This is a genomic window from Collinsella aerofaciens (assembly GCF_015561195.1).
Lineage (GTDB): Bacteria > Actinomycetota > Coriobacteriia > Coriobacteriales > Coriobacteriaceae > Collinsella > Collinsella aerofaciens_AC.
The window spans coordinates 106041-125366 of record NZ_JADMSU010000003.1; the positions used below are offsets into that span (position 1 = coordinate 106041).

General features: G+C 60.0%; 16 protein-coding genes. All 16 read right to left on the reverse strand.

The features are described from left to right. Window positions 1-66 precede the first annotated feature (66 nt). Window positions 67-1182 carry an undecaprenyldiphospho-muramoylpentapeptide beta-N-acetylglucosaminyltransferase gene (gene murG, locus I2H81_RS04490; RefSeq protein ID WP_195644709.1) on the reverse strand — a complete coding sequence of 372 codons (1116 nt, stop codon included), beginning with the start codon at window positions 1180-1182 and terminating at the stop codon, window positions 67-69. Further along, window positions 1172-2665 (reverse strand): putative lipid II flippase FtsW, encoded by a 1494-nt coding sequence (ftsW, locus tag I2H81_RS04495; protein WP_195644710.1) that lies wholly within the window; start codon window positions 2663-2665, stop codon window positions 1172-1174. Before ftsW ends, murG begins: the two co-directional genes overlap by 11 nt. A 36-nt stretch (window positions 2666-2701) precedes the next feature. After that, entirely contained in the window at window positions 2702-4108 is a 1407-nt protein-coding gene (gene murD, locus I2H81_RS04500) for a UDP-N-acetylmuramoyl-L-alanine--D-glutamate ligase (protein WP_099431526.1), read from the reverse strand. A gap of 9 nt (window positions 4109-4117) precedes the next feature. Beyond that, window positions 4118-5137: a phospho-N-acetylmuramoyl-pentapeptide-transferase gene (gene mraY, locus I2H81_RS04505; protein WP_089571579.1), complete on the reverse strand. Its 1020-nt coding sequence runs from the start codon at window positions 5135-5137 to the stop codon at window positions 4118-4120. Window positions 5138-5140: 3 nt separating this feature from the next. Further along, complete coding sequence (locus I2H81_RS04510; protein WP_195644711.1) at window positions 5141-6565, reverse strand: UDP-N-acetylmuramoyl-tripeptide--D-alanyl-D-alanine ligase; 1425 nt, start codon at window positions 6563-6565, stop codon at window positions 5141-5143. A gap of 127 nt (window positions 6566-6692) precedes the next feature. After that, entirely contained in the window at window positions 6693-8393 is a 1701-nt protein-coding gene (locus I2H81_RS04515; protein WP_324253204.1) for a peptidoglycan D,D-transpeptidase FtsI family protein, read from the reverse strand. A 182-nt stretch (window positions 8394-8575) separates the two neighbouring features. Then, complete coding sequence (locus I2H81_RS04520) at window positions 8576-9046, reverse strand: hypothetical protein (protein WP_022094483.1); 471 nt, start codon at window positions 9044-9046, stop codon at window positions 8576-8578. Between the two features lie 90 nt (window positions 9047-9136). After that, window positions 9137-10102, reverse strand: a complete 966-nt coding sequence (gene rsmH / locus I2H81_RS04525) for a 16S rRNA (cytosine(1402)-N(4))-methyltransferase RsmH (protein ID WP_006234266.1) — start codon at window positions 10100-10102, stop codon at window positions 9137-9139. A 20-nt stretch (window positions 10103-10122) separates the two neighbouring features. Beyond that, window positions 10123-10551, reverse strand: coding sequence for a division/cell wall cluster transcriptional repressor MraZ (locus I2H81_RS04530; RefSeq protein ID WP_226802758.1), 429 nt, complete (start codon window positions 10549-10551; stop codon window positions 10123-10125). A 468-nt stretch (window positions 10552-11019) separates the two neighbouring features. Next, window positions 11020-11961, reverse strand: a complete 942-nt coding sequence (gene xerD / locus I2H81_RS04535) for a site-specific tyrosine recombinase XerD (RefSeq protein ID WP_195644712.1) — start codon at window positions 11959-11961, stop codon at window positions 11020-11022. Window positions 11962-11963: 2 nt separating this feature from the next. Continuing rightward, window positions 11964-13625, reverse strand: coding sequence for a CTP synthase (locus tag I2H81_RS04540; protein WP_055252564.1), 1662 nt, complete (start codon window positions 13623-13625; stop codon window positions 11964-11966). A gap of 178 nt (window positions 13626-13803) precedes the next feature. Next, the gene (locus tag I2H81_RS04545) at window positions 13804-14142 is read right to left on the reverse strand and encodes a helix-turn-helix domain-containing protein (protein ID WP_195644713.1); all 339 of its coding nucleotides are present in this window, start codon (window positions 14140-14142) and stop codon (window positions 13804-13806) included. 256 nt (window positions 14143-14398) lie between these two features. Next, entirely contained in the window at window positions 14399-15880 is a 1482-nt protein-coding gene (locus I2H81_RS04550) for a DUF1846 domain-containing protein (RefSeq protein ID WP_006234276.1), read from the reverse strand. Window positions 15881-16523: 643 nt separating this feature from the next. After that, window positions 16524-18011, reverse strand: a complete 1488-nt coding sequence (locus tag I2H81_RS04555) for a YfcC family protein (protein WP_411266927.1) — start codon at window positions 18009-18011, stop codon at window positions 16524-16526. Window positions 18012-18149: 138 nt separating this feature from the next. Next, the gene (argF, locus tag I2H81_RS04560) at window positions 18150-19145 is read right to left on the reverse strand and encodes an ornithine carbamoyltransferase (RefSeq protein ID WP_117584234.1); all 996 of its coding nucleotides are present in this window, start codon (window positions 19143-19145) and stop codon (window positions 18150-18152) included. Window positions 19146-19250: 105 nt separating this feature from the next. Continuing rightward, window positions 19251-19326: arginine deiminase family protein (locus tag I2H81_RS10610; protein ID WP_195239190.1), on the reverse strand; the 76-nt coding region annotated here is incomplete at its 5' end.

Sequence of the window (19326 nt, forward strand, 5' to 3'; positions counted from 1 at the left end):
TGTAACCCGTTAACTGTACCGCACCTACCGCATCAGCGCGAGGGCGACCGACGATATCCCGTCTAACTAACGCAAACCCTCTACCGCATCGGCCAGAAGAGCGGCGGCCCTATCCTGAGCCAGACCACGCGCCGCCTGACGCATGGCGTCGCGCGCCGCCGCGTCATCGACCAGGTGCAGCAGCTCATCGGCAAAGGCAGAACCGTCGATATCGGCATCGGCGCAGAGCACGCCGGCCCCGGCGTCGACCAGATAACGGGCATTGGTGGTTTGATGGTCGGCCGTCGCATGCGGATACGGCACGAGCACCGAGGGCACGGCGAGCGCAGCGATCTCGGCCACGCTCGATGCGCCCGAACGCGAGAGCACCAAATCGGCAGCAGCCAGCATATCGCCCATATTGTCGATGTAAGGCTGGACGCGATAACGTTTCGCCTCCTCGGGCGTCAGCGCCAAAGCGCACTCGGTGTCCTCAAAGCCATCGGCACCCGTCGAATGCAACACATAGAGGTTCTTGCGCGAAAGCAGCTCGTTTTTGAGCGAAACCACGCGCTCGTTGAGGTGCTGGGCGCCAAGTGAACCGCCAAAGACGAGCAGCAGCGTAGCGTCCTCGGGAACGCCAAGTGCCTTGCGGCCGCGAGCGTGATCGCCCTCGATCACCGAGCGACGAACAGGGTTGCCCGTCATGAGCACATGGTCAGGGTCACCTTCGCGCTCAAAGACCGAGCGCGCTGCCGGCACCGAGATGCACACGCGGGCGGCATGGGAGTTCATCATCTTGTTGGCCAGGCCCGGAACAGAGTTCTGCTCATGCAGCAGATACGGAACGCCCGCGCCCTTGCACCACCCCAGCAGCGGAACCTCGACATAGGCACCAAAACCGATGGCGGCATCGGGCTTGCCGACCTTTGAGAAATGACTGGCGAGCGCACGCTTGGCCTTGTTGACACGCCACAGCGAGGTCAGCGCCGTCCAAGGACGGGAGCGGTCGAAGCCCGTGACCGTAATGGGCACAAAATCAAACCCAGCCTCGGGGACCAGACGACCCTCGAGCTTGCGCGACTGGCCCACGAACACAACGTGGTGGCCACGGTCACGCAGCTCTTCGGCCAGGGCGAGCGCGGGGTTAATGTGTCCTGCCGTGCCGCCGGCTGCAATAGCAACGGTCATTTTATCGGTCATGGTAGTCCCTTCGTACGCGCGGTCCCTGGTCGTCGGTGCGCAGACGCGCCGACGGGTCCGAGTTCAAATCGATTCGATTATATCCGCCGCCCGCGTTGCGAGGGCTGGGGCGCTGAGGACGACCTTGCGGAGTCGTCCGCGGACGTGGACGAGCTGCCGGCTCGGATGCAGAACCATCCAGAACGGTAAAGCCGCTACGCGAAGGTCGTTCACCGCGCACATGGGCTACGCCGGCGGTGCTCTCGTCCATAACGGCAAAGCTCTCACGGCGGCGGTCATACTCATCGCGGCGGGCGCTCTCGTACGAAACGCGCAGGATCAACCCGGCAAGCATGAGCGACACAATAATCGACGAACCGCCGTAGCTAATAAACGGCAACGGTTTACCCGTCATGGGAAACACGTTGAGGATGCCCAGCGCATTGATCAAAAACTGCACCGCGAGAATGACCGCGGAGCCAGACGCCATGAGCGCGCCCCGACGATCGGTCGCCTGCTCGGCAATGCGAAACGCCGAGTAGATCAGCATCGCAAACACCAAGAAGAACAGCACGGTTCCGACAAAACCGACTTCCTCGCCAATGATGGCCAGGATGTAGTCATTGTGCGCCTCGGGCAGATACGAGTACTTCATGGTTGAGTTGCCGATGCCACGGCCGAACAGACCGCCCGAGGCAAAGGCCATGATGGCAAGCGTGGCCTGATAGCCGTCACCATACTCGTCGGCCCAAGGGTTCAACGCAACCTGAATACGCACCATACGGTACGGCTCTGCAACAAGCGCAATCACGATCACGAGAATGCCGAAGATTATCACGCCGATGATAAATTTGGGGTCGAGACCCGCAAACAACGCCATGCACATGAGGGTCAACAGGATGATCAGAACGGTACCGAAATCGGGCTGGATAAAGATCAGAAAGAGTGAAATGCCCAGGTAGATGCCCATCTTGCGAAGGAATTCGTTGATGTTGCCACCGGGCGAAAAGAAGCGGTCGAGCATGATGGCCGAATACGCAATGGCAAATGGCTTTAAAAACTCGGAAGGCTGGAACTGAATGCCGGCGATGTTGAGCCAGCGCGTGGCGCCACGGCTGCCGCTGCCCACCAAGAACACCAGCAGAAGCAAGAACATCATGCCGATAAGGAAGATCCTAAGCACATCCTCCCCAAACCAGCTGTCCGGCAAAACGCGCACGATGGCAATCAGCGCCAGAACACCAACCACGGCAAACGCGGCCTGTCGACCCAGGAAAAACGTCGCCGAGCCATTCTCGTGCAGCGCCTCGACCGAAGACGCCGAGTACACCATCAGCAGACCAAAGCACACCAAAGTAAACAGGCAAGCCATGAATATCAAACGGGGGCGCATGATGCGGGCGGGAACGCCGGCAATATAGCGTTCGCTAAACGACTGCCCGCCGCGACCGGAACGCGGTGTGCTGCGCCGCGAGGAAGCACGGTCCGAGTCGGGCCTCCTCATACCTTGTCGGGGGCTCTCCTCTCTCACCGGCAACCCCTATTCCATTTGCGATTTCGCTGCAGCGGCAAGCTGAGCCACATAGTCCTTAAACACGCGTCCGCGCTCCTCATAGCCCGAGAACTCATCGAACGAAGAGCAGGCAGGAGAAAGTAAGATCACGTCGCCACGGCTCGACAGCGAACGGGCAACGTCCACGGCATCGCGTAGGTCATCCGCCTGGGCGATATCCACATCGCCATCGACATCGGCCTCGTCCATAGCGGCGGTGAAGCGCTCGCGCGCATCGCCAAAGCAGACGACCGAGCGCACGTTATCCATGACAACGCGCGCGAAGTCCGTGAGCGGCGTGCCCTTATCGTGGCCGCCGAGCAGCAAGATCACGTCGTCATCGGGAAATGCCGTCAGTGCCTTCTCGACCGCGTCGGTGTTGGTCGCCTTGGAATCGTTGACGTAGCGCACTCCGTCAATCTCGCCGCACGGCTCCACGCGGTGCTCGAGCGGCTGGAACGAGGCCAGACCGCGGCGGACACCATCGACATCGGCACCGACTGCCAGGGCAACCGTGGCAGCGCACAGGGCATTGATAACATTGTGATGGCCCGAGATCTTGAGCTCGGATGTAGCGATGAGCGGGGTCTCGACGCCCTTCAGGCGCACGATCATCTTGCCATCGCGCACAAAGGCGACATCCTCACCCTTTGGCTCGTCAAAGGCAACCTTGCAGATGCGACGACCCGGCGTGTAGATGTACTCATCAAACTCGTGAATGCCGGCGTCTTCGACGTCGACAACCACCAGATCGTCATCGACCATATTGTCAAACAGTTTGATCTTGGCAAGCGCATAGTTCTTATGGCTCTTATGCCAGCCCAAGTGGTCGGGAGTGATGTTGAGCAGCACAGCCACACGAGGGTGGAGCTCGGTGGTCGTAGCAATCTGATAGCTCGAGAGCTCAGCCACAAACCACTCGTTGTGGGCTCGGCCGTCAATCTCGTTGACCGGCGGCTCGCCGATGTTGCCGACAGCTACGCTGGCCTCGCCGGCAGCCTTGAGCAGATAATCAGTCAGCGACGTGGTGGTCGTCTTGCCGTTGGTGCCCGTGATGGCAATCCAGTTATCGGGCGACAGACGATAGGCAAACTCTGGCTCACCCATAATCTGAGCGGCATGTTCGCGTCCGGCCTTAAAGAAGCCCGAGAACTCCGAGATGCCCGGGCACGTCACGCATACGTCATAGGCGCCCTCGACCTGTTCGGTCCCATAGACAAACGACGCACCAGCAGCCTCGAGCGCACGCGTGGCGTCATTGGGCTCAGAGGTGCCGCCGCCATACACGGTAACGGCGCTTACGCGCTCGGGATGTGCCAGCGCCCAGCGGGCGACATCGAGACCGGATTTGCCCTGACCCAAAACGAGCAGGCTAAAGACATCAGCAAGAGGCATGAAAGACCACTATCCCAACTGGAAGAACAGAGCAAGGCCAACGGCACCAAATGCCGCAGCGATAATCCAAAAACGGATGACGACCTTGGTCTCGGCCCAACCCTTCTTTTCGAAATGATGATGGATGGGCGCCATAAGGAAGACGCGCTTGTGCGTAAAGTGGAAGTAGACAACCTGAATCATGACCGACAGAGTCTCAACGATAAACAGGCCGCCGATGATGAGGGAGACGACCTCGGTGTTAGTCATGATGGACGTACAGGCAAACGCGGCGCCCAGAGCAAGCGAGCCGGTATCACCCATAAAGATGCTCGCCGGATAGCAGTTGAACCACAGAAAGCCCAAGCAGGCACCGGCACACGCGGTGCAGAAGATGGACAGGTTCACGTCTCCATGCAAAAACGCCATGGCAGCCATGGCGAGCATGGCGATCATGGAGGTGCCGCCAGCAAGACCGTCAAGGCCATCGGTCAGGTTCACGGCATTAGAAAGACCGGCAATCATCAGCCAGCAAAAGACAATATAGAGCCACGGGAACGAATAGCCGCAGATGGTGGTCGAAAGCACGCCAAGGTCGATCGTCAACCCACCGGGAAAACGAATCTCGGGGGCGACACCGCACCAGTTGACGGCAAGTACCGTAAAGGTGACACAGATAATGGTTAGGCCGATCATCTTGGCATGGGGCGTCAGACCGAGCGAGCGCCCATGCGTAACGGAGGTCAGGTCGTCGATCAGGCCCAGCACGCCGGTCGCCAGCGTGGCGAGCAGCACGAGTACGAGCTCGGTGGTGAGCTTGCCCATCAGCAGGCAGGTCAGCGAGATCGCGACGAGGATGACAACGCCACCCATGGTGGGCGTTCCCTGCTTAACCAAATGACGCTTGGGGCCGTCGGCACGAACCTGCTGGCCGATACCCTCGACCTTGAGCAGCTTGATCCACCACGGCATGAGCAGCAGCGCAATGGCTGCGGCGATGCCAAGCCCCAAAAAAGCCTGATACGTTGGATACGAGGGATTGCCGAACATGGGCTAGCACACACCTTCCACAAAGCGGTCGAGCTCAACAAAGCGGGAACCCTTGACCAGTACAACATCATGTTTTTCAAGCGCGCCGCCCATGCGGTCGAGCACCTGCTGATAATCGGAGAACACCTGGATGCGGTCCTCGTCCATGCCCATCATGCGTGCGGCATCGGCCATAAGCTGGGCCAGCTCACCGCCCACGCACGCCAGCATGTCGAGCTTCTTGGCGGCGGCATAGGCGCCCACGAGCTCATGCATGCGAGGAGCCTCATCGCCCATCTCGCCCATCTCGCCCAGGATCGCCAAGCGAGACCCCGTGCACGAAAGCGAGCACAGCAGATCGAGGCCAGCAGCCATGGATTCGGCACTGGCGTTATAGGAGTCATCGATGACGCGTGCACCGCTCTTGGCGCGCTTGATCTCCTGGCGGTGTCCGGTGATCGTGAGACCCCTAAAGGCAGCATCGATCTGCTCGGGCGTCACGCCCAGGCGATAGGCAACCGCGGCGGCCTTAACGGCATTAGGAACGGACTGCACGCCGGGGATGGCAAGCATGGTATCGATCGTCTCACCCTGGCCAAAATCGAGCGTAAAGACCGGACGGCCCTCGTCATCAACGCGAATGTCGCGGGCACGGACCTCATCATCGTCCGAGACGCCGGCCAGCATCACGTCGATACCAGCAGGCTGGGCGAACGTATCGCGAATGAACGGCGTAAAGTCGTCCTCGCCGCCCAAAACCAGCAGCGGCAAATTGTCGCCGGCGGCGCACATGCCCTGTACGATCTCGGCCTTAGCGCGGGCGATGTTCTCGCGGCTGCCCAAAATGCCGATATGAGAGGTGCCGATCTTGCTCACGATGGCAAGGTTGGGATTGGCAGACAGAGACAGGCGCTCGATCTCGTGGAAATGGTTCATGCCCATCTCGAGCACCAGGACCTCGGTATCGGCCGGAGCGGAAAGCACCGTGAGCGGCATGCCGATCAGGTTATTGAAATTGCCCTTGGTGGCCCAGACACGATAGCGCTTGGAGAGCACAGCGGCGAGAACGTCCTTGGTCGTCGTCTTGCCGATGGAACCGGTAATGCCAACGACCAGGCAGCCAAGCTCCAGGCGATACGCGTGCGCCAAACGCAGCAGAAACTCCTCGGGATCATCGGTCAGCAAGATGGCACAGCCCTTGTCCTGCGCCAGCGAGACCAGCTCGGCCTCGGGCTCACGCGTCATCACGACGGCGCCGGCACCCGACTGGACGGCACGGGAAGCAAAATCATTGCCGTCGACGTTCTCACCGGGAAAGGCGACGAAAATCGTCCCTTCCTCGACCTGGCGCGAGTCGATAACGCACCCGCGGCATACCCGATCGACTTCTCCCGTCACGGTTCGGGCCCCTGTTGCGGCCGCGAGGTTGTTGACGGCGATCTCTATCATTGCAGCTCCCCTGTAAACCTAATAATGCTATCGGCGTATTGTATCCCAGCGCCGCGCATGCGTGGTGCAGGGCATGTGAACACCCCTCATATGGGACAACAAACCACGCCCCAAAGATTGTAACCCCCTACTTCGTGTGCGGGATACCCAGCACGTCGAGCGCGTTGGCCATAATGGACTGGAACGGCACCGCAGCGGCATCTGAGCCGCTCGGCGTTCCGTCGAGCGTGATATAGCACAGCACCTTGGGCGATTGTGCCGGTGCAAAGCCCATAAAGGACGACATGTAGTTCTCCTTGAGGTAGCCGCCGTTCTCGTCGGCACGTTCGGCCGTACCGGTCTTACCCGCCACGTCATAGCCGTCAACCGCGCCGCCAACGCCCGTTCCCTCCGACACGACCGTCTGCATGCACGATGCCACCTGGGATGCGGCGTCCTCCGAAATCGCGCGCTCGCCTTCGCCCCAGTCCTTCTCGTCGCCTTTGCTGGACTTATAGAAGTGCGGGGTCATCATCACGCCGCCGTTGGCGATGCCGCCCACGGCACGTGCGATCTCAATCGGCGAGACAGACAGCGCCTGTCCAAAGCTCATCGAGCCCAGCGTGGCGCCGTCATACTGGTCACGTTCCTTGACGATGCCCAGGCTCTCGCCCGGAAAATCGACACCAGAGCTGTGACCGATGCCCCACTTGTCCACATAGGCGGCAAAGTCGTCGGCACCGATCTTGCGCCCCACCAGGACAAATCCCACGTTGGACGAACGGCGCATCATCTCACGCACATCCATGGTCATGGCGTAGTCGCGCTTGTCGGCATCGGTGACGGTATCGTCGCCCACCTTGATGCTCGCCGGCACCTCAAACGACGTACTCGACCGCACGACACCCAAGTCGAAGCCGGCGCCCGCCACGAGCGTCTTAAAGACCGAGCCGGGCTCGTAGGCGTCGGTGACCAGGCGCAGGTTCATATCCTCGGTCTTGGCGTTTTCCAAATTGGTCTGGTCGTAGGTCGGATACGAGCAGGCTGCCAAGATCTCGCCTGTCGTAGGATCGGTGACCAGCGCCGAGCCGTTCTTGGCCTTTGTCTTCTCGACAGCCTCTGCCAGGGCATCCTCGGCCGCACGCTGGATATTGACGTCGAGCGTCGTCACGATATCAACGCCGTCGACCGCAGCCACCTTTTTATAGGCACCGCCCGCGATATAGCTGCCGTCCCTCGCGCGCTCGCGTACGAGGGAACCGTTCGTGCCGGTCAGAAGCTTGTTGTATTGCTTTTCGAGACCCGTCAAGCCGTCGTTGTCTACATTCACTACACCCAGCACCTGCGATGCCAGATTGCCGTATGGATATACGCGCTTCATGGCCTGCTCAAAAAGCACGCCGGGCAGGTTCTTCTTCTCCAGCGCCGCAGCGTCGTCTTCGTCCACCTGGCGCTTGATATACACCCAGGTTCCATCGGACTCAACGAGCTTGCGGCAGGTCTTTTTATCGATTCCAGTTGCCTTGACCAGCGCCGACACCGTCTTGTCAACATCCTCGACAAGCGGGGGGTTCACGGCGATGTTGCGACATTCGACCGACGACGCCAGCACGTTACCGTTGCGGTCGTAGATGGTGCCACGTTTGGCATAGAGGGTCTGCGCAAGCAGGCGGCGCGCATCGGCACGCTCGCGCAGTTTATCGGCTTCGACAATTTGATAGTCGGCAAGGCGAAAGACGCCCAAGCCCAAGCCAAGCCCAATGAAGCCCATGACGGCTTTGCGGCGAGGCAGAGGCGTGCCTGTGAGCCATTCGGTCGATGAACTCTTGCGCGACCTGGTGTTATGCACTTGAGGGCCGCCCGAGCCGCGAAGTCGCGACGCCGGGTCGTTGCCACGGGACTGCCCGGCGTTGTAAGATTGCCGACCCGTTCCTTGATAACCAGAACGTCCCCGCGACGAGGGACGTCCAGAACCGCGGCCCCCATCGGAACCGCGGCGATAGTCATTTGTCATACTCAGCTACCGTCTTGCTACTGAGCGGTCGCGGTCGCGTTGGCGCCCGCGGCTGCATCCTGCGAAAAGTCAAGTGTAACGCTCTCGCTGGGCTCCACCATGCCATAAGCGCCCGCAAGGTCGCGAATGCGCGTGTCGGCGCCATAGACCGAATGCATGACCTCCAGGTCGGAGCTCTCATCGGTCGCCTTTTCGAGCGTGTTGGTAAGCTCGGCGTTGCTGTTGAGCACCTGGGCCGTAACGCCGGCGAGCGCCACGCGGGCGACGCCGATCGTCATGAAGATAGCCGCAATGATGCAAAACGTTTTAAGAACGCTCATGAAAACCGGGCTTACCGCCTGGTTTGCCTGACGGCCCGCGCCCGTGTAGACATCAAAGCGCGGCGTGCGCTGCTCACGGGGAGCAACGGGGGCCTGCGGCGTCTCACGATAGGCGGGCATGGCGTTCATATCATAGGCGAGTGCTGCGCTTGAAGTGTTGTAGCCCATGATATGCCGCCTCCCATCCCGAGTACGTTGGTAGTGTGTTTAAGCTTCGTTTATGGTGCGAGCGGGAGGTCCAATATCGCGCGGTCGCGCCTACAGACGCTGCGCCACGCGGATTTTGGCTGATCTCGCCCGAGGGTTGCGCTCAACCTCATCAGGCTGGGCAACCAAGGGTTTGCGGGTGATGACCTTGAGTATCGGCACGTTGCCGCACACGCACACCGGAATCTCCGGCGGACACGTGCACCCCTGGCTCATCTCCTTAAAGTGATTCTTTACGATACGGTCCTCGAGCGAGTGATACGAGATGACGCAGATACGTCCGCCCGGGTTGAGCCACCTGGTGGCGGCATCAAGCCCTCGTTCGAGCACATCGAGCTCGTGATTGACCTCGATGCGAATGGCCTGGAAACTTTTCTTGGCCGGGTGTCCGCCATGCCGACGAGCGGCAGCCGGGATACCCGCCTTGATGATCTCGACAAATTGGCCGGTGGTTTCGATCGGTTCTTGCTCGCGGCGGCGCACGATCTCGCGCGCGATCTGCGAGGCGAACTTCTCTTCGCCGTAGACGCGTAGAATCCGGGCGAGGTCGTGTTCGTTATAGGTGTTGATGACCTCAGCTGCGTTTAAGGTGTTATTACCCGGATCCATCCGCATGTCCAATGGGGCGTCCTCGTTATACGAAAAGCCCCTGCCAGGGATATCGAGTTGCGGTGACGAAACGCCCAAATCGAACAGGAAGCCATCGACCCCGGGCACCTCGGCCGAGCAAAGCAGCTCGTCCAAGTCACCGAAGTTGCCCTTCAGCAGCTGGTGCGGAACGCCGGGAACCTCGCGGTCCAGACGAGCGCCAGCGGCCTCGAGGGCCATGTCGTCCTGATCGACGCCGAGCAAAAGACCCGTCTCCCCCACCTGCGCGGCCATCTTTACCGAATGGCCGGCACCGCCAAGGGTGCAATCGCAGACAACGGAGCCGCTCTTTAGCCGCAGCGACTCAAGCACTTCGCCGAGCATGACAGGTTCATGCCGATATTCTTGTGTCAAGATCCCACGCTCCATCCGTTACCCGTGCCTTGCCCTTACGAGAAGAAGAGGTCCAGCAGGGCCTCATCGTCATCGTCCTCATCGGCCGCGGCGCGATCCCAAACCTCAAGGTGGTCGTAGTTGCCCACAACCGTGACCTCACGGTCGAGGTTCGCCTGCTTGCGGAGAGACTCGGAAAGACCGATACGACCGGCGCTGTCCACGTCCATCGACGTGGTGCGCTTGTTGATCGCCCTCATGAGCTTCTGGTCGTTAATGTCACGCGGGTTAAAACCCTCGTGGCCCTCACGACCCGCGAAGAGTCCTTCGACCCACTTATCGAAGGCCTCGGCAGAGAACACGTACAGAGCATCGACATCCAGGGCTTTGAACACGCGAACGTGCTCTCCAAGCTCCTCGCGAAGGGGTGCAGGCAGGGACAGACGACCTTTTGCATCGAGATTGCGCTCGTATGCACCAGTCATTCCCATGTGCGCCCTCCCCTCGGTTGCTCAGATGGCACGTACGCGGGGAACCACCCCGCCTGTCGACGTCATTAATAATATGGGGAACCGACCCATTTTTCAACACCTTTCCCCACCCCTTCCCCCACCCCGCCCCACCACTCCACCCACCATATATTGCAAAACACCCCCAATCATATGTTCGAAAACACAATATGTTGTGTTTACAGCAACGGCGGGATGCCACCTGTGGCACCCCGCCTTTCAACCTCAACCTTCAAGTTGACCTTGAGGCGATTTTTGCGTCCCTTTACATGGCGTTCACATCGCCCCCAAACTCCCCCACCCAAGGCACGTGCGGCCCACCACCGCGACGACAAGTGGCGAAAAATGGGACGGGTCCCAGATTGCCCATGCGAGCGCAAAAGCACGCAGCGGCAATCTGGGGCCCGTCCCCAAATACCTATAGATATGCAGGCCAGCGATGTGTTAACGATGTGCCAGCGGGTGCGCCGCCAGATAGACCTCGGTCAGTTGCGTACGATCGACATGCGTGTAGACCTGCGTGGTCGATATATCGGCATGTCCCAAGATCTCCTGTAGCACACGGAGGTCTGCGCCGCCCGCAAGCATATGGGTGGCAAAGGAGTGGCGCAGCGTATGGGGATGGAGTCCCACCAGCCCTACCTGGCGCCCGTAGCGCTCACAGATGGCATGGATGCCCTGGCGCGACAGACGGCGGCCGTTCTTATTTAAAAAGACCGCCGAAGTCTCGGTTCCGCGGGCATGGGCTGCCAAGCGAGAACGCCCCTCAGCTACATAGAGCGTCAGAGCTCGCGCCGCGCTTCCCACCAACGGGGACAGGCGTTCCTTTGAGCCCTTACCGCGAACGAGTACAAAACCATCGTCGATATGGATATCGCCCATATCGAGCCCCACCAATTCGCTCACACGCAAACCGCATCCGTAGAGCACTTCCAAGATGGCATGGTCGCGCAAGCCCATCTCGCCCTCGGGGAAGTCTTGATCGAGCAGCGCCGAGACATCCTCCACCGATAGATACTCCGGCAAACGCTCAGCCTTTTTAGGCAGGCGCAACGCCGCCGTTGGATTTTGGGCCACAGCCCCATCGCGCACCAAAAAGGCATGCAGGCCCTTCACGGCCGCAAGCGCACGCTCCACCGAGGCATCGGAATAGCCCCCATCGCGACGGTCGGCGACAAAGCCCTCCACGACCTGACGAGTCACCTCATCAAAAGACATGATGCCCGCCCGCTCCAGATAGGCGCAGTACGTCGTCAGGTCACGACGATAGGCCGCAATCGTGTTGCGCGCCAAACCCCGCTCGACCACGAGGTAATCGAGATACTCCCCCGCCGCCACGGCGAGCGACGAGGGAGTAGCTTCGGTATGTTCTTTGTTCGCCGGCACCCTTAGTCCGTAGCGAGGTTCATGGGCGTCACCTGCAGGCGATCGACACCCTCGTGCTGACCGATCGAGGCACGCACGAACTCTCGGAACAGCGGCTGCGGGTTGGTCGGACGGCTCTTGAACTCGGGGTGAGCCTGGGTTGCCACATACCACGGATGCACGTCGCGCGGCAGCTCGACCATCTCGACCAGGCGCTCGTCGGGCGAGAGGCCAGAGATAACCAAGCCGGCGTCCTCGAGCTGGTCGCGGAAGGCGTTGTTAAACTCAAAGCGGTGACGGTGACGCTCGTAGACAAGATCCTCGCCATATGCCTCGCGAGCGAGGGTATCGGCGGCGAGCTTGCACGGATAGGCGCCCAGACGCATGGTGCCGCCCTTCTCGGTCACATCCTCCTGCGAGCTCATCAGATCGATGACGCTAAACGGACCGTCCGGGTCGAACTCGGAGGAGCTGGCGCCGGCAAGGCCGACGACGTTGCGGGCGAACTCGCACACGGCCACCTGCATACCCAGGCAAATGCCCAGATACGGAATCTTGTGCTCGCGGGCAAACTCGGCCGCGAGGATCTTGCCCTCCAGGGCGCGCTTGCCAAAGCCGCCGGGGACCAGGATGCCCGAGGCGTCGCCCAGAACTTCGGAGACATTCTGCTCGTCGAGGCTCTCGCCGTCGACCAGCTGGACGTCCACATGGCGATCGTAGAAGACGCCCGCATGGTGCAGGGCCTCGATAACCGACAGGTACGCATCGGGCAGCTGCGTGTACTTGCCAACGACGGCGATCTTCACCTTGTCGGCGTGATGGTTGGCGTGATTCTGTTTGCGCAGGAACTCGTTCCACTCGCTCATGTCGCGCTCACGCGGGTCCAGACCCAGGCGCTCGCAAATGCGCAGGTCAAAGTCCTGCTCGGCAAGCAGCTGCGGAACATCGTAAATGCTCGCGCAGTCCTCATTGGTAAAGACGCAATCGGTGTCGACGTCGCAGAAGCTTGCGATCTTTCCGCGGATAGCGTCATCGATATGGTGGTCGGAGCGCAACACGATAATATCGGGCTGGATGCCAAAGCTGCGGAGCTCCTTGACGGAATGCTGCGTGGGCTTGGTCTTGACCTCGTGGGCGGCGGCGATATAGGGAACGAGCGACACGTGGATGTAGCAGACGTTCTCGGGGCCAGCCTCCTTGCGGTACTGACGAATGGCCTCGACAAACGGTTGGGACTCGATGTCGCCGATCGTGCCGCCCAGCTCGGTGATGACTACATCGGAGCCGGTCTGCTCCTCGATGCGGCGGAACTTATCCTTAATGGCATTGGTGACGTGAGGAATCACCTGCACGGTACCGCCCAAAAAGTCGCCGCGACGCTCGCGGGCGATGAGGCTTTTGTAGATGGCACCGGTCGTAAAGTTGGAATCGCGGGTCAGGTTCTCATCAATAAAGCGCTCGTAATGACCCAGGTCCAGGTCGGACTCGTAACCATCCTCGGTTACAAAGACCTCACCATGCTGGAACGGGCTCATGGTACCGGGGTCGACGTTCAGATACGGGTCGGCCTTCTGCATCGTTACTTTGTAGCCACGCGACTTGAGCAGACGGCCCAGCGAGGCCGCGGTGATACCCTTGCCCAGGGACGAAACCACGCCACCGGTTACGAACACATGCTTGGTCATATTGAGTTACCTGCGCTTCCCGTAGAAGTTGTTTATCCACATCTTACGGGTCTTCATTGTAATACTCGCGCCGCGGACCGTTCGCAATTTTTCTCGTGTTCGATTGCATTTCTCAATCTTGAAACAAAACGCCGCCCGGTTTCCCAGGCGGCGTCGCTATGGCAAGGGTTACATGCTGCTATCGATCAGCAACCTCGTCCTCAAGCAATTCTTGAACGAGCATGCCGGTACGGACGCCCTCAAGATACCACTCGCCACGTTCGGTGAGGCAAATGCCATTTGCAAGCTGACCGCCGTCGTCGCTATAACGCGAGACGACATCAATCATGCCTTCGGAATCCAAGCGATCGATTGCGGCGCGGGCACGATACGGCGAAACCCCCACGCGCTCGGCAAGCGTTTTGCGCGAGAAACCATACGGCCCGCCATTGTCTTCGGTTTGCTGGTCGATCTCCATCAACACCAGCACCTCGACACGCTTCATATCGTTGACACTCGCACGACCCTTGCCCGCCATGGCAGCCTCCTCAAACCGAGCACGAGCATCTAACGCGCCGTGCGCGACCGACACACCTCACGATGGCAGGTAATATCCATCATGCGGCATCCCGCTAAGGATGAAACAGTTACGGTTATTGTATACCGCTCAAATTGTTTCTAGGCAGGTAAACGACTATTTTTCGCCGAAATAGGCGCTTTATTGATCAAAAAGCCGTACCGGGCGCTAACCCGATACGGCCAAAATGCAATGCAATTACCGCGGTGCTTCAAACTTAGCGATGGAAGAAACCGCGGCGCTCAAACTTGGGCTCGCAGCACACGTTGATACCCAGTTTGCGCAGTACCGTCTCGTCCGTCGGCGAGATAATCACGCTAAAGAAGGCGTCGCAACCGCGCAGCTGCTCCAGGCCCGAAAGGACGCGAGCGGCCGTCTCACTCGTGGCCGAGGTGATCGACAGCGCCATAAGCGTCTCGTCGGTGTGGAGGCGCGGGTTTTTGCTGCCCAGGAAATGCGTCTTGAGCTTGCTGATGGGCTCGATCGCCTCATCGCTAATGACCTCGAGCTCAAGGTCGACGCCCGAGACATGCTTGAGGGCGTTCATAATGAGCGAACTTGCGGCGCCTAGGCGCGTGGAGGTCTTACCGGTCACCACGGAACCATCGGGCATAACCATGGCACCCACGGGACCACCCGTCAGCTGCTCCCTGGTGAGGGCCGCCGAGCGCGCCGGTGAGTAGTTCTTATCGATGCCGGCCTTCTTCATAATAATCTTGAGACGGTCGACTTGCTCATCGCCCACGCCGGTACGGCGCACATTTTCGACCGCGGTAAAGTAGCGGCGGACGATCTCCATCTTGGAAGCGTCGCGGCAGGCATCGTCATCGGTGATGGCAAAGCCGACCATATTGACGCCCATGTCCGTGGGGCTCTGGTAGGGGCTCTTGCCCAGGATCTTTTCCATCAGGGCACGGACCACCGGGAAGGCCTCGACGTCGCGGTTGTAGTTGACCGTGGTCTTGTTGTAGGCCTCAAGGTGGAAGGAATCGATGATGTTGGCATCGTCGAGGTCCGCCGTGGCGGCCTCGTAGGCAATATTGACCGGATGCGTCAGAGGAAGATTCCAGACCGGGAAGGTCTCAAACTTGGCATAGCCGGCGGCAGTGCCGTGCTTATGCTCGTGATACAGCTGCGAGAGGCAAGTGGCGAGCTTGCCCGAGCCAGGGCCGGGCGCCGTCACGACAACGAGCGGACGCGTGGTCTCGACGAACTCGTTCTTGCCATAGCCATCGTCGGACACGATCAGATCGACATCGTGCGGATACCCCTCGATGGGATAGTGCAGCTTGGCGGGAATACCGAGCGCGTTCAGGCGGTTGCGGAACACATCGGCAGCGGGCTGTCCAGCGTACTGGGTGATGACCACAGCCGCGACGGCAAAGCCGTTGCCGCGGAACAGGTCAACCAGGCGCAGCACATCCTCGTCATAGGTAATGCCAAGGTCACCACGAGCCTTGTTTTTCTCGATGTGGTTCGCGTTGATCGCGATGATAACCTCGACATCGTCGGCGATGCTCTTGAGCATGCGGAACTTGCTGTCTGGCTCAAAACCCGGTAGCACGCGGCTGGCATGATAGTCATCGAACAGCTTGCCGCCAAACTCCAAATACAGCTTGCCGCCAAACTGCGAGATGCGCTCCTTAATGTGAGCAGCCTGCAGCTCGATATACTTCGCGTTGTCGAAACCCTGGCGCATGTATGGCTCCCGTCCCGTTTCGTAAATTAAGTTCCTACGCGATTATAACGGAGCAGACCCTCCCCGATGCCCAGGCCATCAACAGGCACCAACCAAACACGCGCTCGATAAGTTGCGGTGGAATAGTTCCCGCTTAGCCCCTCAGGACACACAAACAGGAACTATTCCACCGCAACTTCCCCTTTTGGTGCAAAGTAACCTGACCTCTTTGCATCAATAATGGAAACATCGCAGGTGGAGCATAAGTCAGCGAGCGCCCGCCAGAGCGTGCAAGGTGACGCGAAAGAGGAGGGAATGGCGCGAAGCAACCTGACACCTTTGCACCAACGATGGCAGCGCCGCAGGTGGAACAAAAGTCAGCGAAAGCCCGCCAGAGCGAGCAAGGTGACGTGAAAGAGGAGGGCATAGGCCTTTTGGCCATGCCCGACGATTGAACGTCAGATTGCCGCTCTGGCGGGCTTGCAGCGTCGAGTGATTCCGGCGTTTGGTAAAACGCCGGAACATAAGTGCGCCCCCTCCCGCGCACGGAACGGGAGGGGGCTAAAGGTAGGAGTCTACCGGTGGGTTGACCCCACCGGACAGACGATGACCAAGTGATCCTTTACAGGATCGTCAAGGTTTCCGTGGGGTACCCGTGGGGTACTTAGATCAACACGCAGGCGACGGTCAGGATGATGGCGCAGACGACGGAGAGCGCGACGATGAGCTTAAGGGCAAACTTGAGCCAGGTCGTCCACTCGATCTTGGCCAGGGCGAGGCCGCCCATGATGGCGCCGGAGGTCGGGGTGAACAGGTTCACGACACCGATGGCGGCGGAGAAGATCATGACCATGACCTCAGGCGAGAAGCCGAGCTTAACAGCCAGCGGTCCCATGATGGGCATGGAGACGGTAGCCATACCAGAGGTCGAGGGGATCAGGAAGGACAGGCCGAAGTAGACCAGGAAGCTCATGGGAGCGAAGATCACGCCGGACAGGCCAGCCAGAGCATTGGCGGCAGCGTCGAGGACGTAGACGTCGAGGCCGGTGTTAGCCATGAGGACGGAGATGCCACGGGCGAGGGCGATGACGAGAACAACGGACATCATGTCGGCAGCACCGGTGATGAAGGTGTTGACGATCTGCTTCTCGGACAGGCCACCGATGATACCGATCAGGATAGCCATGAGGAAGAACCAGGTGGAAGCCTCGTCGAAGTACCACTGACCAATGGGCAGGCCGGTGATCAGGGCAGACCAGCCCTGGACGACGGTGTTACCGTCGGCATCGTAGACAGCGCCAGCGTCAAAGAAGTTGGCGACGCCCTCGTTGAGGTCTGCCAGCGGGATGAAGCCGACGATCATGACGACGAAGGTGAAGGCGAAGGCGATCAGAACACCCTTCTGACGACCGGTGAGCTTGACCTCCTTGTGAACCTCGGAAGCAGCCTTACCGTGAGCCTCTTCGGCGTCCTTAAGCTCCTGCATCGACAGGATGGTGGAACCCTTATCAGCCTTGACCTTCTTGGCATAGTTCATCACGAAGACGATGGACATGGCGGTAGTGACAATCCACAGGACGGCACCGAGGCCGATGATGATGGACTGATTCACGGCAATGTCAACGCCGGTCAGAGCGTCGACGGCAGCGCCGACGGCGAACGGGTTAACCGTGGAGCCGAGGCAGCCGCAGCCAGCGCCGAGCAGGACGGTAGCGGCGCCGACCATAGGGTCGAAGCCAGCGGCCATCATGGTAGCAGCGAGCAGGGCGTAGAAGGGAACGGTCTCCTCGCACATACCATAGGTGGTACCACCGAGGGAGAAGATGAGCATCAGCACGGGAATGAGCATGATCTCATTGCCCTTAAGCTTCTGCACCAGAACGGCGATGCCGTTGTCCAGGGCGCCGGTCTCGGTCATCATGCCGAGGAAGCCGCCCAGGATCATAACGAAGAGACAGACGGGCAGAGCGTCAGCGAAGCCCTTAATCGGGGCGGTGCAGAAATCGCTCAGACGGGCGGCAGTAACCGCGCCGCCGGACGTGCCGGAGACGATAACGGTAATCACTGCGACAATTGCCAGCAGAGCAAGAAGAATGGTGAACGATGAAGGCATACCGCGCTTTTTCTTAGCGGTCTCAGTCATAGTTCTCATCCCCCCTTCATAAATCATTTACTGATCTCGCCCGAAGCGGCTCTTCCGTGCCGTGCCTGCCGCTTGATGCGAGATTTTTACCAGATAAAACCGCTCGGGGTGTGCAGCAATACACCCCGAGCGAGATGCAAGATGCTCTTACTTGAGCGTGGCGTACATGACAGCCTTGATGGTGTGCATGCGGTTCTCGGCCTCGTCGAAGACCTTGGAAGCGGGGCTCTCGAAGACCTCGTCGGTGACCTCCTGCTCGGTGATGCCGAACTGCTCGCACTTCTCGGCGCCAATAGTGGTGTTGGTGTCGTGGAAGCTAGGCAGGCAGTGCAGGAAGATGGCACCCGGGTTGGCCATAGCCATGACCTCGGAGGTGACACGATACGGGGTGAGCTGGGCGATGCGCTCGGCCCAAACCTCATCGGGCTCGCCCATGGAGACCCACACGTCGGTGTAGAGAACGTCGGCACCGGTGACGCCGTCCTTGACGTCGGTGGTCAGTTTGATGGTGCAGCCGTTGGCCTCGGCGATGGGCTTGCAGGCCTCGATGACGTCGTCAGCGGGCATGCACTCCTCGGGGCCGCAGGCCACGAAGTTCATGCCGAGCTTGGAGCAGACGACCATGAGGGAGCGAGCAACGTTGTTCTTGCAGTCACCCATGAAGACGAGGGTCTTGCCCTTGATGTCGTAATTGAAGTTCTCCTGGACGGTCAGGATGTCGGCGAGCATCTGGGTGGGGTGCCACTCGGTGGTCAGGCCATTCCATACGGGCACGCCAGACTTAGCAGCGAGCTCCTCGACGTCGTCCTGGGCGAAGCCACGGAACTCGATGCCGTCATACATGCGGCCGAGAACGCGGGCGGTGTCCTCGATGGACTCCTTCTTGCCCATCTGGGACGAACCGGGATCGAGGTAGGTGACGCCCATGCCAAGATCCATGCCGCCGACCTCGAAGGCGCAGCGAGTACGAGTGGAGGTCTTCTGGAAGAGCAGAACGATGTTCTTGCCCTCGAGATAACGGTGCGGAACGCCAGCGCGCTTCATGTCCTTGAAGTTCTTGGAGAGCTTGAGCAGGTACTCGATCTCCTCGGTGGTGAGGTCGAGGAGCTTGAGGAAGCTACGGCCGGAGAGGTTAACACCCATGGTTCAAATCCTTTCGAAAAAATGAATTACGTAAATAGTAGCGGTGCCCGTTTGACGGGCGAAACCGGTGCGGTTGTAGGGGGACCGCACCGGAAACGGAAAGACTTAGAGGTCCTCGCGCCAGAAGGGCATGCTCATGCAGCGCGGGCCGCCGCGGCCGCGGGAGAGCTCGGCGGAGGGC

Bases quoted from the DNA above. Each gene is read 5' to 3' on its own strand.
- murD (WP_099431526.1), bottom strand. From the start codon at position 4,108: ATGCCTCTTGCTGATGTCTTTAGCCTGCTCGTTTTGGGTCAGGGCAAA.
- I2H81_RS04545 (WP_195644713.1), bottom strand. From the start codon at position 14,142: ATGGCGGGCAAGGGTCGTGCGAGTGTCAACGATATGAAGCGTGTCGAG.
- I2H81_RS04555 (WP_411266927.1), bottom strand. From the start codon at position 18,011: ATGAGAACTATGACTGAGACCGCTAAGAAAAAGCGCGGTATGCCTTCA.
- mraY (WP_089571579.1), bottom strand. From the start codon at position 5,137: ATGTTCGGCAATCCCTCGTATCCAACGTATCAGGCTTTTTTGGGGCTT.
- ftsW (WP_195644710.1), bottom strand. From the start codon at position 2,665: ATGAGGAGGCCCGACTCGGACCGTGCTTCCTCGCGGCGCAGCACACCG.
- I2H81_RS04540 (WP_055252564.1), bottom strand. From the start codon at position 13,625: ATGACCAAGCATGTGTTCGTAACCGGTGGCGTGGTTTCGTCCCTGGGC.
- argF (WP_117584234.1), bottom strand. From the start codon at position 19,145: ATGGGTGTTAACCTCTCCGGCCGTAGCTTCCTCAAGCTCCTCGACCTC.
- rsmH (WP_006234266.1), bottom strand. From the start codon at position 10,102: ATGGAGCGTGGGATCTTGACACAAGAATATCGGCATGAACCTGTCATG.
- I2H81_RS04520 (WP_022094483.1), bottom strand. From the start codon at position 9,046: ATGGGCTACAACACTTCAAGCGCAGCACTCGCCTATGATATGAACGCC.
- I2H81_RS04530 (WP_226802758.1), bottom strand. From the start codon at position 10,551: ATGACTGGTGCATACGAGCGCAATCTCGATGCAAAAGGTCGTCTGTCC.
- I2H81_RS04550 (WP_006234276.1), bottom strand. From the start codon at position 15,880: ATGCGCCAGGGTTTCGACAACGCGAAGTATATCGAGCTGCAGGCTGCT.
- I2H81_RS04510 (WP_195644711.1), bottom strand. From the start codon at position 6,565: ATGATAGAGATCGCCGTCAACAACCTCGCGGCCGCAACAGGGGCCCGA.
- murG (WP_195644709.1), bottom strand. From the start codon at position 1,182: ATGACCGATAAAATGACCGTTGCTATTGCAGCCGGCGGCACGGCAGGA.